Below are 14,246 nucleotides of genomic sequence, written 5' to 3'. Positions count from 1 at the left end.
CGCTGTCCCCCGGGGCGGCCGCGGCCCCCCGGGGCCGGGGGGCGGCCCCCCGGCCCGCCCGGGGCCCCGGTGCGGGGGGGGGGCCGCCCGGCCCCCCCCGGCCCCGGCGGTTCTGCCGCGGCGGTTCGTTCGCGGCGGTTCGTTCGCGGCGGTTCGTTCGCGGTGGGTCAGGAGTCGGTAGTCCGCCTTGTGCTCATGAATATGACTCGCTGCAATAAGTGCAGGACTCAGGGCGACGATCCGTCGAGGGGGACCCATGTCCTACGCGGGGGATGACCGATCCGATGCGGCCGGTCCGCCATGACCAGCGCCATAGACCGCCTCGCACCGGCGGTCGCGAGAGTGCTCGACGCGGACGGCAAGGTGGTCGGCGCCGGGTTCCTCATCGCGCCGGACACGGTGTGCACCTGCGCTCATGTCGTCGCGCGGGCACGGGGCCCGGAGCGGGCGGCGGCCGAGGGCGGCACGGTCACGGTCGACTTCCCCCTGCTGCGGGACACCCCGCACGCGCGACGGACCTATCAAGTCCATGTCTCCGCCTGGGAACCGGTCGCCGACGACGGCAGCGGCGACATCGCCCTGCTGCGGCTGCCCGAGGAACTCCCCCAGGTGGTACGCCCCGTGCCCCTGGTCAGCGGCAGCGAGATGTGGGGCCATCGCTTCCGGGTGCTGGGCTTCCCGGCCGGCAGCGACCACGGCCAGTGGGCCCAGGGCCGGGTGCGCGACCGCGTCGGCGCGGGCTGGGTCGCGCTGTCGGAGGAGTACGACCGGCTGCGCCGGATCACCCGCGGGTTCAGCGGATCCCCTGTGTGGGACGAGGAACTCGGCGGCGTCATCGGCATGGTGGTCGCCACCGCCCGCGGCGCGAGCGAGGACACCGCCTACCTGGTGCCGTCCGCCGCGCTGGTCGAACTCCAGCCGGGGCTGCGGCGCTGCCCGTACCGGGGGCTGGAGCCGTTCCGGGAGGAGGACGCGGAGTTCTTCTACGGCCGGGAGGCGGATGTCCGCCGGGTGACGGACGCGGTGCTGCGCCACCCGGTGGTCACCGTGGTCGGCGCCTCGGGCAGCGGCAAGTCCTCGCTGGTCCGGGCCGGACTGCTGCCCGAACTGCGGGCCCGCGGCTACTCGGTGACCGCGTTCCGGCCCATCCGGGGCGCCCGCCCGGTGCGCGCCCTGGCCCGGGCGCTGGAGGTCGAACCGGCCGCCGCCGACAGCGACTTGACGGAGACCGCCGCCCTGCTCACCGAGGACCTCCTGGCCCGCAGCGGCGAGCACGGACACGTACTGTTCCTCGACCAGTTCGAGGAGGTCGCGGCCACCGAGCCGGACGAGGCACGCCGGTTGCTCGCCCTGGCCGTCGCGATGACCCGGGCGGCCCGGCCGACCTCCGACCGCGCCCTGCGGGTCGTCGCCACCCTGCGGCACGGTTCGCTGGACGGCCTCGTCGAACCGGGAATGGCGGGTCTGCTCAGCGAGGGCACGCAGATCATCGCGCCGCTCGACCGGGCCGCGCTGCTCAGGGCCATCACCGGTTCGGCGGGCCGGGTTCCCGGACTGGCCTTCGAACCGGGGCTGCCGGAACGGATCGTGGATGACGCGGAGGCGGAGCCCGGCTGTCTGCCCCTCGTCCAGTTCGCCCTGACCCGGCTGTGGGAGAACCGGCAGCACACGCTGCTCACCCACGCCGCGTACGAGTCCCTCGGCCGGGTCGGCGGCGCGCTGACGGCGTACGCCGAGCGGTCGGTCGCGCCCGCGATGGCCGACCTCGGCGAGGACACCCTGCGCCGGCTGCTCGCCCAGCTGGCCCGGCCGGACGAGAAGGCGGAGTTCGTCCGCATGGCCGCTCGCCTCGACGGCCTCGACCCCCAACTCCGGCATGCCGCCCACGCGTTGAGCCAGACCCGACTGGTGATCCTCAACCACACCGCCGAGGGCGAGGAGATCGTCGACCTCGCCCATGAATCCCTGATCCGGCAGTGGCCGCGCGCCCACGCCTGGCTGGAGGAGACGCGCGAGTTCCGGGCCTGGCAGGAACAGGTACGGGCGGCGACCGCCGTATGGCGGCAGAACAATCGTGACGCCGGGGCCCTGATGCGCGGGGCGGTGCTGGAGCGGGCGTTGGAGTGGCGGACCCGAAGGGCTCCGGACATCGGGAAGGAGGAGCTGGCCTATATCGAGCAGAGTGATCGGAGGCGGCGGCGGGGGGTGCGGCGGTTGCGGGTGACGGCGGCGTGTATCGCGTTGCTGGGGGTGGTCGCGGGGGTGCTGGCCGTCTTCTCGTATCAGCAGGCGTCTCGGCAGCGTGTCGCCAATGACCGCATCGCGTCGCAGTTGCTGGCGGCCGAGGCGGACACCCGGCTGGGGGCCGTTCCTTCCCAGTCGCTCGCCCTGGCGTTGGAGGCGTGGCGGCGGTCGCCCACGGCACAGGCGCGGGCGGCGTTGCTGAACCAGTATCTGTCGTTGACCGGCACGACGGTCGTGGCCGACGGGATCGTCGGCAGCGGCAGTACCGACTTCGCGGCATCGGCCGACGGCCGGGTGATCGCCCTGATGGCGCCGCGCGGCGAACGGCGCGTCGTCTCCGTCGTCACCGTGCCGGACTCCGGCGCCGCACGGGTCACCCGACTCGGCGGTGTGCCCGGGGAGGCGGACTCCGTGGACGTGAGCGACGACGGTGCTCGCGTGGCCGTGGCGGCCGGTGACGGCGCCTTCGCGGTCTGGGAGCCGACTGGGCGGGGATGGGACCGCACGGCGGCCGGGCGGTGGGCACCGGAGCACCGGGCCGCGAATCTGTCGACGCTGCGCCTCGACTTCGCGCCCGACGGCCGACGGCTGCTGCACCTGGTGACCGGCGACGAGACGAAGTCCTGTGCCACCGCGAGTGGTTGGCGTTCGGTGTGGACGACGCAGGGCCGCCCCCGGCGCATCGGCGGTGTGACCGGGCGCCCCGAGGGAAGCCGCTGTGTGACGGACGCCGCCCTGGTGACGAACGACGGCGACGTGGCACTCGTCCGGGAGGGCCCTCGGCCCAGCCGCGCGTCCGTCGGCGTCGAGGCGCGTTCCCCGGGCGCGCCGGACTGGTCGCTTCCCGACGTCGCGGAGGCCCGCTTCGCACCGAGCGGCCGGGGCATCGTCGTCGAGGACGAGAACCGGGACCTGACCGCCCTGTACCTGCTGGACGGCTCCGGGCGGCTGTCCAGGATCGATCCGGCGGCGCTGCCCGGCCGGGTGGGGCCTTACGGCTGGAACGTAGACCTGTCCGGCCGCTATCTGCTCGGGTCGGACTTCGAGGGGTCGACACTGGTTCGGGACCTGCGGACACACAAGGTGTACTCGGTCCACTTCTCGTCGTCGCAGTATTCCGTCAACGGGGACGCCCCGGCCTCCGTGGTGCCACGCCGGGGAGCCTCGCCCTGGCTGTTCTGGGGCGTCGGAACCGACCTCGTGAGATCCGCCAGTGAGGTCGTCACCGTGGAGTCGGGACCCGGCCCGGAGGGATACGACTCCGAGCCCCTGCTGCTGACCGACGACCACGCCCTCTACGCGAGAGCGGAGACCTACGACTCCGCCGAGTCCGTCCTCACCGTCGTACCGAGGCGGACAGGCGGCGAGAACACCCGGCTGACCACCCCGAACCACCTGAAGTGGATCGGTTCCGGCCCCTTGACGACCGACGACGCCTACTTCGGCTTCTGGGACGAGGACGGGCTCGGCTACTTCCGTCCGGCCGACCCGGCCGCCCGGGTGCTCACGCTGCCGCGCCGGGGCCCGAAGCGGCCGGTCCTCGGCGCCGCGCCGTTGAGCGAGTCCGAGGCCGCCGTACTCACGGAGGACGGGCTGGGCCGCTTCTCGCTCAGCGACCGCCCCGCACCGTCCGAGCCCGTACCCGGTGCCCCGTGCACCGCCGCCGTACAGAACGCGCCCGTCCGCGACACCTGCCTCGCCGTGGTGGCACGCCCGGGGCATCCCGGCCAGGTGGCGCTGCTGTTCGGGGACGGACGCATCGAGCTGTGGCGGCTGTCGAACGGGGCCGCGGGCCGGATGGGGACCATCGAGACGGGCGTGGACGCCAGCGAGGACGCGGTGCGGTACGAGCAGACCCAGATGGCGTTCCTGGGGGACGGCGACGGACTGCTGGTGTCGTCGTCCGGCTGGACCTCCTTGTGGAGGTTCGGCCGCACGGAGCCCCTCTGGTCCGTATCGGCACCGGAAATCGACCTGCGAGCGGTGTTCCTGTCCGGCGGTGACTTCTACGAAAGCATCGTCTCCTCGGATGTCTTCCGCACGGTGCGGGTGAGTGACGACGACTCCACGGAGATCGCGTCCGGCGTGGTCCCCGGCCCCATCGCCTTCCACGGGCACACCATGGAGTACATGACCGGATACCGGATCCTGAGGGTCCCGCTGCGCGGTCCGGACCTCGCGAGATCCCTGTGCGCCGCACTCGACGGGGAGTACGACGCCGGCGATCTCAACAGCATCCTGCGCGGGCTCGGCGTGGACGACGCGGGCCGCTTCTGCCCCTGAGGAACATCACTCCCCGTGGATCCGGTCGACCAGGATGTCGATCACGTACGGCGTCCGCGGCCCGTATCCCAGCAACACCCCGTCCTCCATGTCCACGACCCGCCGGTTCATCCCCGCCGGTGTCTGCCCGATCCCGGGAATCTTCACCAGGCCCTCCACGCCGCCCACGGACTCCAGGCCCTTGGTCATCATCAGGATCACCTCCGGCTGCGCCCGCACCAGCGCCTCACTGGTGATCGGCGTGAACGGCTTGTCCAGCCCCGCCTCCTTGCCCGCGTCCACCGCACCCGCGGCCTCGATCAGCGAGTCGGCGCCCGACCCCTTGCCGCCGATCAGATAGACCGCCGCGCTGCCGCGCATGTACAGGAAGGCGACCCTGGGCTTGCTCCCCTTGGGCACGACGGCGCGCGCCGCGGCGAGTTCGTCGCTCATCCGCCGGTTGAGTGCCTGGCCCGCACCGGGAACACCGAGCGCCTGCGCGACACGGGTGGTGCGCGTCGTGACGTCGGCCGGCTCGGTGGCCGGGTCGAGTACGACGACGGGGACACCGGCGTCGCGGATCTGGTCGATGGCCTCCTTGGGCCCGGTGTCGGTGTCGGCCAGCACGACCGTCGGCCGCAACGACAGCACGCTCTCCGCGCTCACATCGTGCGCCTTGGTGACCTGCGGCAGCTTCTTCGCCTCGGCGAACGTGGCCGTGATGTCCCGCCCCACGACCCGGTCGCCGAGGCCCAGCGTGAACACGATCTCCGCGACACCGCCGTTGAGCGGCAGGATCCGCGAGGCGTCCGCCACGGTCACCTCACGCCCGTCGGAGGAGTCGACGGTGACCGGCAACTTCGGTGTGGGCGGCTTCCCTTCGAGGGGGACCAGGGTGTTCTTCGCGAGCTGCTTCTCCGCCGCGGCGGCCCGCGCGCTCGCGGAGTCCGCGGAGTCCCCGGCCGGGGCCGCGCCATCCGACGCGCCGCCGGTCCCACCGCAGGCGCCCGTGAGCAGCGCGAGTGTCAGGCCGAGGGCGGCGAGCCGTCTCCGGGATACACGCATGGGTTTCCTGTCCTCTCTCGTGACACACACTTGAGCAGTACTTTAGGTTAGGCTTCCCTAAGTTTCCTCTGGTGGGGGTGTTCCATGACGTGGGCAAGTAGCCTGCGCGGCAAGGGAGTTGGAAAGTTTCTCGGGCTGGCGGGCGCGACAGCCCTGGTGCTCTCGGCCGCCGGGGCGGCTTCGGCGGCGGGCGGCTCGGCGACCGGCCCCGAGGGCCAGAAACTCGGCGTCTCCCAGTCCACCGGCCTCGATCCGGACGGCCAGACGGTGACCGTGACCGGCTCCGGCTACAACACCGAGAAGGGGATCTACGTCGCCTTCTGCGTGGACAACGGTGTCGGGAAGACCCCGACGCCCTGCGTGGGCGGAGTGGACATGTCCGGCGAGTCCGGGGCGTCCGCGTGGATCTCGTCCAACCCGCCGTCGTACGGCGAGGGGCTGGCGAAACCGTACAAGGGCAGCGACCACAAGGGCTCGTTCAGTGTGCGGCTCACCGTGCGCGCCAAGGACGCCAACACCGACTGCACCAAGTCCGACGTGAAATGCGCCGTCATCACCCGCAACGACCACACCCGGGGCGGCGACCAGAGCCAGACCGTCCGGATCCCGGTGACCTTCGGCGGCAGCGGCGCGGGCAGCGGGAGCGCGTCGAACGGCGACGGCGACCCGGCATCGTCGGCCGCGACGTCCGGCGCGAACCCGACCGGCGGCACGGGCAGTTCGGGCGACGGCACCGACGGCACCGAGAAGGCGTCCGACGGACCGCTCGCCGGCACCGGTTCCGTCGCCCTGACGGCCGGCGTGACGGCGGCGGGCCTGGTCGCGGCCGGCACCACGACCTGGCTCTGGGCCCGCAGGCGCCGGGCGGCGACCGCAGACTGACCCCGCGGCGCGGACGTACCCATGCCCGACCTCACATCCCACAGGGAGACCAGGGAGTCTTGACGATGACGAAAAGACCCGGCGCCGCCGCCGTGACGGGCGGCGCCCTGCTCGCGCTGCTGTGCCCGGGCGCGGGGTCGGCCGCGGCGGCGCAGGGCGCCGACGCGTTCCCGCGCTCCGTATCCGGCGGCTACGCGAGCTGGGCGACGGCCGAAGCCGAACCGGCCGACCACGGCGTGTCGATCGAGGTCACCGAACCCGCCTCCGCACAGGGATCCTCCACACAGGGATCCTCGGGCCTCATCTGGCTCCCGGCCACGGGCGGCGGAACGGACCCGGAAACCGGCGCCGCGGACGTGGAGTTGGGCGGCTCAGCCCGGCTGGTCCCGTCCTCCGGCTCTGTACCGCCGCTGACGCTCGGCGGCCTGCGACTGCGACTCGACGACGACAGCGACGGCGACGGCGACATCGACATCGACGGCGGCGCGCTCTACGCCCGCACCACCACCGACGACCGAGCCCACGAGCTGGCGCTGGCCGACGTGGCAACGGACGGCGCCGGTCCCGTCGTACGGGCGAGCGGCGTGACATGGACCGATCTGCGGGCGTCGCTCACCGACGAGGGCGCGCGTCTGCTGTCGGAGTGGAGCGGGGAGCAGTTCAGGCAGGGCGACGGGTTCGGCCTGCTCGACGTGACGGTCGGAACCGGCAGCGCGCCCTCCCCCGGGCCCACCACCCCCGCACCCCCCGCAACCCCCTCACCATCGACCGGCACGACCACCCCCGAAGAGCCGAAACAGCCGGGGCGCGCGACCTCCCCCTCGGCCATCGTGGCCGCCGAGGAGCTGTCCGCGGGCGGCGAACAGACCGTCACCGGCACGGGTTTCAGCCCGGGCGAAGTCGTCCTCGTCGCGATCGACGGCGACACCCGCTACCAGGCGGTGGCCGATGACGCGGGCCGCCTCTCCCGCACCTTCCCGGTGTACGGCACGGCCACCGAGGGCGCGCACACCGTCGAGCTCACCACGGTGACCGGGGACCGCAGGGCTGTCGTGGACTTCGGCGTACGCGCCAACTCACCTTCCTGAGGCGTGCTGTTGGCACTCCTTTGCCGTCCATTGACAAACAACCCCAGCTGCAACTCAGGTTAGCCTTACCTAAGTATGAACTTGGGTTCCTTCCCACTTGGGTTCCTTCCAGAAAGGTTTTCCCGTATGAGAGCCGTCCCCGCTTCCCGCGCCGCCCTCACCATCGTCGCCGCCTCCGCCCTGACCCTGGGCCTGGCCACCTCGGCCTCCGCGGCCGGCTCGACCCGTACGGTCACCGACGGCGGCACGACGTACAACCTGTCGCTGACCGCGCCCGACTCGGCCACCGCCGCGGGCCAGGTCATCACGGTCTCCGGTTCGGGCTACAACACGAGCCAGGGCATCTACGTCAGCCTGTGCGTGGTCGACGGGGCGCAGGGCGCGAACAAGCCCACCCCCTGCCTGGGCGGCCAGGACGAGGACGGTTCGACCGGTGCCTCGCACTGGGTCAACAACACCTTCGGCGGCATGTTCGCCAACAGCTCCAAGTTCGGCACGGGCGGCACCTTCAGCGTGCAGATCTACGTCAAGGCCACCCTCGACGACGGCAGCGTCTGCGGCCAGGACGTCGAGTGCGCCGTGGTGACACGGGCCGACCACTTCGACAGCGAGGACCGCAAGTACGACGTCCACGTGCCGATCACCTTCCAGTGACCGGAGGAACCTCCATGCAGTACAGACGACCGGCGGCGCTCCTGGGCGCCGCCGCGCTCGTGGCCGCCTCGGTGGTCGCATCCGTGGCCGCCGGTACGGCCGCGCAGGCCGCCGACACTGCGAAGACGGCCCTCGGCAAGAACGGCCAGAAACTCACCGTCTCCGCCTCCGCCGGCCTCGACCCCGAGGGCGAGAAGCTCCGCGTCACCGGCTCCGGCTACGACGGGACGAAGGCCATCTATGTCGCCCTGTGCAAGGACAACGGCGACAACCGCGTCCCCACCCCCTGCCTCGGCGGCGCCGACCAGGCTGCATCAAATATGCGGCTGACGCCGCGTGGCACCGGAAGCTCCTCGCAGTGGATCGTCCCCGAAGGCGACGAGTACGCGGGCGATCTGGCCGTGCACTGGGGCGCGGGCGGCACCTTCGACGTGGAGATCGGCGTCCAGGCCAAGGACAGCAGCCTGGACTGCACCAAGGTCATCTGCTCGGTCGTCACCCGCGTCGACCACCGCAACGCCGGCGACCGCTCCCAGGACGTCCGTATCCCCGTCGCCTTCGAGGGCCAGGACCCCGGCGACGGGGGCGACGGCGGGGACGGTGTGGACGTGCCGCCGGGCACCGTCGGCTATGTCCGGGCCGCCGAGTTCACCACCGCGGGCCGTCCACTGGACCTGCTGCTGCACCCCGACTCGGGGAAGCTGTACGTCGGTTCGGACAACATCCCCGACACCGCGGACGTCGCCGAGCAGGGCCTCTACGCCCTGGACCCGAAGGACGGCAAGCTCCTCAGCCACGTCCAGCAGGCCCCCGGCGCCACCGGCACGCTCGCGAGCCGCGTCGTCCGCTGGATCGCCGCCCCGCTGGCCGGTGACGGCGTCGTCTTCCACTACCCGCTGCGCGGCATGGGCACCGCCAAGGACGGTGACACGGCCGCGAAGGGCGTGTGGCTGGGCGGCGGCACGGTCACCGGCGTCGGTCCCGGCTCCGACGCGTCCACCACGCTGGTCGCGCAGGGCCCCGTGCTGTCCCAGGTCGAGACCGGCACCGGCACCGTCAGGAAGACCGCCACGCTGGAGGGCGGCGGCATCCTCGGCGTGGACGGCGTGCGCGGCACCGCATGGTCGGCGAACTCCGCGGGCGGCAGGCTCTACCGCGTCGACACCGACTCCCTCGCCGTCACCGCCACCGTCGAACTCCCGGCGGCCCCCGTCTACTTCGTCGAGACGGACCCGGCGACGGGCAACGTGTGGGTGGGCAGCGCCTACGACGTGCTCGTCCTCGACAAGGACGGCAGGCAACTGGCCAGGCTGACCGGCAAGGACCGGGCCACGGCGATGGCCTTCGACAAGGCCACCGGCGACGCCTTCGTCCTGCGCGAGGACTGGGGCACGGCCGACGACGGCGCCGACAACGTCGGTGCCCTGGAGGTCTACGACAGCGCCACCGCCAAGCAGGCGGCCGAGCCCGTAGCCCTGCCCGGCAATCGCGCCGGCGCCTACGCGGGCGTCGCCGTGACGCCCGGCGCCACCTCCGTGTACGTCACCGACCAGGCCGGGAGCAAGGTCGTCAAACTCGACCGCCGCGTCTCCCCCAAGGTGGTGCAGTCCCCCACGGACCAGTCCGTGGCGCCCGGCGACAAGGTCACCCTCGTCGCCGCCGCCGAGGGCACCCCGGAGCCCACCGTGCGCTGGCAGGTCAGCGCCGACAGCGGCCAGACCTGGTCGACGGTCGACGGCGCCACCGGCAACGCGTACTCCTTCACCGCGAAGGCGACCCAGGACGGTTACCGCTACCGCGCCGAGTTCACGAACTCCGCGGGGACGACGCGCACTTCGCCGATCACCCTGACGGTCGAGGAAGCGGGCGACGGGAACGGGGGCGGGAACGGCGGCGAAACCCCGGACGCTCCCGGCGGGCCCTCCGGCTCCAAGACGGTCACCGGCCCGAACGGCCAGAAGCTCACCGTCACCCCGGTCAACAGCCTCGCCACCGAGAACCAGACCCTCAAGGTCACCGGCACCGGTTACGACACCAAGAAGGGCATCTACGCCGCCCTCTGCGTCGACAACGGCGACGGCGAACTGCCCACGCCGTGCATCGGCGGCGTCGACATGACCGGCGGTTCGCACTCCTCCGCGTGGATCTCCTCCAACCCGCCCGACTACGGCGAGGAGCTGGCGATCCCGTACGGCGCGGGCGGCACCTTCGAGGTCGAGCTGACCGTGGACGCCAAGGACGAGTACACCGACTGCTTCAAGGCCAAGTGCGTCCTGGCCACCCGGGGTGACCACACCCTGTCCGGCGACCGCTCCCAGGACGTCAAGGTCCCGGTCAGCTTCGTCGGACAGGACCCGGTGGACACGGACGACGACACCGGCACCGGCGGCACGGGCGGCGACGGCGGCTCCGGTTCGGGCACGACGGGCGGCGGCACCGGCGGCACGGACCTCGCCGGCACGGGCGGGCCCGACGGCACCGGCACCGAGGGCGGCAGCCTCGCCTCGACCGGCGTCACGGTGCTCTCCGTCGCCGCACTCGCGGCCGCCCTGCTGGCCACCGGCTGGGTGGCGTACCGCAGGGGCCGTACCGCCAACTGATCGACCGATACGGCGAGTTCGCCCTCCGGCGCGCACGGACGCGCCGGAGGGCAGCCCGTCGTCAGGCCGCCCGGCCCGCCACCACCCACTTCGACGGCAGCTCGATCCGGGTGCCGTCGGGGCCGTACTCCGTGGTGATCAGCGGCAGTTCGCCGCTCACCAGAACGGTCAGCCCGGCCGCGCGCAGATACTCCGGCACCGCGGCGTCGGCCACCTCGCCGGGGGCGATGCCGTGCCGGAAGATCGGCGCGAGCTTGGGCGGCGGGCCCGCCGGACTCTGTGCGAGGCCCATCAGGACGGGCTTGGCGGACTCGGAGAGTTCCACGAGGAAGGCCCGGCCGCGTTCACCGACCAGCGTGGCGATCCCGTTCACCATCAGCTGCCGGTCGTCGGGCTCGGCCTGGTGCAGCACGCCCCGCATATAGACGTTGGTGTCGCCGAGTTCGGCGTGCAGCGTCTCGGCCTCGGTCTTCTCCACAGCGTCGAACAGCCGGTACGTCGCCTGTCCGGCGGGGTCGGCCTGCCGGGCGTGGTCGAGGGCGGCCTCGGAGAGGTCGGCGCCGACGACGTGCCGGAAGCGGTCGGCGAGGAAACGCGTCTGCGTACCGTTGCCGCAGCCGAGGTCCACCATCGGCAGGCCCGGATCGGCCAGGTGCGCCTCGAACAGGGCCAGATGGCGTCCGGCGGTCAAGGCGGGCTCGGCGTCCCAGAACACCGCCCCCTGCTCCTCGGGGGCCTCACGCCAGAAGCCCTCCCAGGCCTCCCGGTACCGACTCGTCACGCTCATGTCCGACTCCCCAGGGTGCGACGACGGCCCGTCCGGAAGTGACGGGCGAGTACGGTCTACCGCGACCCGGTTTCGGCCACAAGCGCGTGGCGCACACCTTCACTCCGCATTCGACGTCCGTCCGCCGTCGTACGCCTCACCGGGCACAGGGGCTCAGCGGCGCGGGAGCGTGAGTTCGAACCAGACGGTCTTTCCGGCACCGGTCCGGCTGGTGCCCCACTCACGCGCGAGCGTGCTCACCACGCGCAGCCCGCGCCCGCCCTCGTCGAAGGGGCCGGCGCTGAGCAGGGTCGGCAGCTCGTGATCGTCGTCGTCCACCTCGCACAGCAGCGTCTCACCGCGGACGAGGCGCAGTGCGACGGGGCGGCTGTGGGAGTGCCGTACGGCGTTGGTGACGAGTTCGCTGACCATCAGCTCGGCGTGGTCGGCGAGTCCGGCCAGCCCCCAGTCGTGCAGCTGCTCGCGGACGGCGGCGCGGGCCCGGCCCGCCTCCGCCCGGTCGAGGCGGATCCGCCACTCGGCGACGTCCTGCGGCTCGACGCCGTTGAGGCGGGCCATCAGCAGGGCCACATCGTCCTTGCGGCCGCCGCGCCCCGCTGCCGAGAAGGTCGCGGCGAGGGCTCTGATGATGGTGTCGCAGGCGTCGTCCATGGAGGCGGCCGGGTGGGCGGCGGACTCGCAGAGGGTGGCGAGGCCGACGCCGATGTCCTCGCCGCGCACCTCGACCAGCCCGTCGGTGCACATCACGATCCGGTCGCCGGGCTCCACGCGCACGCGTACCGCCTCGAAGGGCACCCCGCCGACGCCGATCGGCGCTCCCGTGGGCAGATCGAGCAGCTCGCTGCGTCCGTCGTCGGCGCGGACCAGGACGGGCGGGATATGACCGGCGTTGGCGAGGTGCAGTTCGCTCGCGATGGGGTCGTAGACGGCGTACAGGCAGGTCGCGAGGTAGCTGTCGCCGAGTCTCTGGGCGAGGTCGTCCAGGTTGCGCAGCAGCTGGGCGGGCGGCAGGTCGAGGGCGGCCATGGTCTGCACGGCCGTACGCAACTGGCCCATCATGGCGGCCGAGTTGAGGCCGTGGCCCATGACATCGCCGACGACGAGGGCGGTGCGGGCACCGGGGAGCTTCACCGAGTCGAACCAGTCGCCGCCGACCCGCCCCAGCAGCGTGCCCGGCAGATAGCGGGTGGCGATGTCGCAGCCCGCCATGCGGGGCGGGATGTGCGGCAGCATGCTGTCCTGGAGGGTCTCGGCGACGCTCTCCTGGTAGGTGTACATGCGTGCGTTGTCGAGCACGAGGCCCGCGCGGGCGGCGAGTTCGGCGCCGGTGACCCGGTCCATGTCGTTGAACTCGACGCGCTCCGGGTGCCGCAGCAGGATCATGAAGCCGAGGACGACATTGCGCGCCTTGAGCGGTACGACCAGCATCGAGCGGCCGGTGATCAGCGGCCGGATGTCGCGCTTCTCGAACTGCGAGGCGATGGCGTGGCCCATCTGCTCGCTGATGCGGGGCACGAGCACGGGGTCGCCGGTGGTCATGCACTGGAAGAACGGCGTGTGCGCCGGGAACGGCATGGCCTCGCCGACCGGCACGACGTCGTCCCAGCGGCCGGGTTCGTCGGTGTGCTCCACGGCCACCCGGTGCCACATGGTGGTCGTGTCCGGCACACCCTCGGGGAACCCCTCGCCGGCGACGACCTGTTCGCGCAGATAGGTGCCGGCGACATCGGTGAAGCGGGGCACGACGGCCTTGCTGACCTCGATGATGGTCCGCGACAGATCCAGCGAGGTGCCGATACGGCCGCTGACCTCGTTGAGGAACTCCAGGCGTTCGCGTACGGCGGTGTACTCCAGGTCCTCGCCGTCGTCGGGGTACTCCTGCGGTAACGGCAACCCTTCGGCGGCGGCCCGGGCGGCGCGCTCGCGGCGGGCCTTGCGCTCGACGCGCCGGGGCACGCCCCAGTCGGGGGTGACGGGGACCCGGTCGTTCTGGCTGAACTCCAGGACCGGATAGCCGAGTTCGAGGATCTGCCCGACGATCCGGGCGCTCTCCTCGACGCTCATGCTGGGCAGGATCTCGGGGAGGCGGCGGGCGAGTTCCTCGGCGCCGGGGAAGTCGGTGTGCAGGGCGAAGGCGGGTGCGACGCGCTCGAAGCGGACGTCCTCGTCGCCCGCCTCCTGCTGGAGTCCGCCCACGTCGGCGCCGAGCACCAGCAGCCGCTCCGGTCCGGGCCCCACCAGCGGGTAGGCCCACCACAGCACGTCGACGCGGTCACGGTCGCGCACGGTGAGCCGGGCGCGGCCCGCGGCCGGGTAGAACAGCCGCCCGTCGAGGGACGATTCGAGGTCGTGGCCGAGATCGTCGTACGCCGCGTACGGCCCGTACGGCGAGAGGTCCTCTTCGTCGGGCAGGGCTCCGGAGACCGGCAGCAGATCGACGGCGGGGCGCCCGATCGCCTCTTCCTTGTCGGCGCCGAACAGACGGCGTGCGCCGGAGCTCCAGTGGGAGACGAGGCCCTCGCGGTCCACCACGACCACGGCCAGCGGGATACGGCCGGCCGCGGCGGGTTCGGTCACCGCGTCGTCCCTCTCGGTGCCACGGTTCATGGCCCAGGCCCTCTCTCCCCACGGCTCCGCAAGATCTGCCGCCTACTCCACCGTAAG

The 14,246-nt window shown here is 72.5% G+C and carries 8 protein-coding genes; 5 read left to right on the top strand and 3 right to left on the bottom strand.

From position 1 onward, the window contains the following. Positions 1-300: 300 nt before the first annotated feature. Positions 301-4,527 carry a trypsin-like peptidase domain-containing protein gene (locus tag ACFWYS_RS23690; protein ID WP_384772317.1) on the top strand — a complete coding sequence of 1,409 codons (4,227 nt, stop codon included), beginning with the start codon at positions 301-303 and terminating at the stop codon, positions 4,525-4,527. Positions 4,528-4,533: 6 nt separating this feature from the next. On the opposite strand, the gene ACFWYS_RS23685 is transcribed toward ACFWYS_RS23690, so the two are convergent. Beyond that, complete coding sequence (locus ACFWYS_RS23685) at positions 4,534-5,571, bottom strand: hemin ABC transporter substrate-binding protein (protein ID WP_384772315.1); 1,038 nt, start codon at positions 5,569-5,571, stop codon at positions 4,534-4,536. Positions 5,572-5,655: 84 nt separating this feature from the next. Here ACFWYS_RS23685 and ACFWYS_RS23680 point away from each other — a divergent pair, with 84 nt between their 5' ends. The 4 genes from ACFWYS_RS23680 (at position 5,656) to ACFWYS_RS23665 (ending at position 10,795) form a co-directional block, all read left to right on the top strand. Next, positions 5,656-6,453 (top strand): hypothetical protein, encoded by a 798-nt coding sequence (locus tag ACFWYS_RS23680; protein ID WP_384772312.1) that lies wholly within the window; start codon positions 5,656-5,658, stop codon positions 6,451-6,453. Positions 6,454-6,518: 65 nt separating this feature from the next. Then, positions 6,519-7,541 (top strand): hypothetical protein, encoded by a 1,023-nt coding sequence (locus ACFWYS_RS23675; protein ID WP_384772310.1) that lies wholly within the window; start codon positions 6,519-6,521, stop codon positions 7,539-7,541. Positions 7,542-7,667: 126 nt separating this feature from the next. Then, on the top strand, positions 7,668-8,195 hold the full coding sequence (locus ACFWYS_RS23670) for a hypothetical protein (protein WP_384772307.1): 528 nt from the start codon (positions 7,668-7,670) through the stop codon (positions 8,193-8,195). Between the two features lie 14 nt (positions 8,196-8,209). Then, a complete protein-coding gene (locus ACFWYS_RS23665; protein WP_384772305.1) occupies positions 8,210-10,795 on the top strand; it encodes an immunoglobulin I-set domain protein in 2,586 nt (861 codons plus the stop codon). A gap of 61 nt (positions 10,796-10,856) precedes the next feature. Here the strand turns inward: ACFWYS_RS23665 and ACFWYS_RS23660 are convergent, their stop codons facing one another. Together ACFWYS_RS23660 and ACFWYS_RS23655 are read right to left on the bottom strand one after the other, a co-directional pair. Then, a complete protein-coding gene (locus ACFWYS_RS23660) occupies positions 10,857-11,582 on the bottom strand; it encodes a class I SAM-dependent methyltransferase (protein WP_384772302.1) in 726 nt (241 codons plus the stop codon). A gap of 153 nt (positions 11,583-11,735) precedes the next feature. Continuing rightward, complete coding sequence (locus ACFWYS_RS23655) at positions 11,736-14,189, bottom strand: SpoIIE family protein phosphatase (RefSeq protein ID WP_384772299.1); 2,454 nt, start codon at positions 14,187-14,189, stop codon at positions 11,736-11,738. Positions 14,190-14,246: the final 57 nt, after the last annotated feature.

The sequence above is a fragment of the Streptomyces sp. NPDC059010 genome (assembly GCF_042740355.1).
Classification (GTDB): Bacteria; Actinomycetota; Actinomycetes; order Streptomycetales; family Streptomycetaceae; genus Streptomyces.
This window is presented reverse-complemented; position numbering and strand designations above follow the sequence as displayed.

Excerpts from the sequence above, each read along its gene's own strand:
- ACFWYS_RS23690 (WP_384772317.1), top strand. The coding sequence starts at position 301 with ATGACCAGCGCCATAGACCGCCTCGCACCGGCGGTCGCGAGAGTGCTC.
- ACFWYS_RS23685 (WP_384772315.1), bottom strand. The coding sequence starts at position 5,571 with ATGCGTGTATCCCGGAGACGGCTCGCCGCCCTCGGCCTGACACTCGCG.
- ACFWYS_RS23680 (WP_384772312.1), top strand. The coding sequence starts at position 5,656 with ATGACGTGGGCAAGTAGCCTGCGCGGCAAGGGAGTTGGAAAGTTTCTC.
- ACFWYS_RS23675 (WP_384772310.1), top strand. The coding sequence starts at position 6,519 with ATGACGAAAAGACCCGGCGCCGCCGCCGTGACGGGCGGCGCCCTGCTC.
- ACFWYS_RS23670 (WP_384772307.1), top strand. The coding sequence starts at position 7,668 with ATGAGAGCCGTCCCCGCTTCCCGCGCCGCCCTCACCATCGTCGCCGCC.
- ACFWYS_RS23665 (WP_384772305.1), top strand. The coding sequence starts at position 8,210 with ATGCAGTACAGACGACCGGCGGCGCTCCTGGGCGCCGCCGCGCTCGTG.
- ACFWYS_RS23660 (WP_384772302.1), bottom strand. The coding sequence starts at position 11,582 with ATGAGCGTGACGAGTCGGTACCGGGAGGCCTGGGAGGGCTTCTGGCGT.
- ACFWYS_RS23655 (WP_384772299.1), bottom strand. The coding sequence starts at position 14,189 with ATGAACCGTGGCACCGAGAGGGACGACGCGGTGACCGAACCCGCCGCG.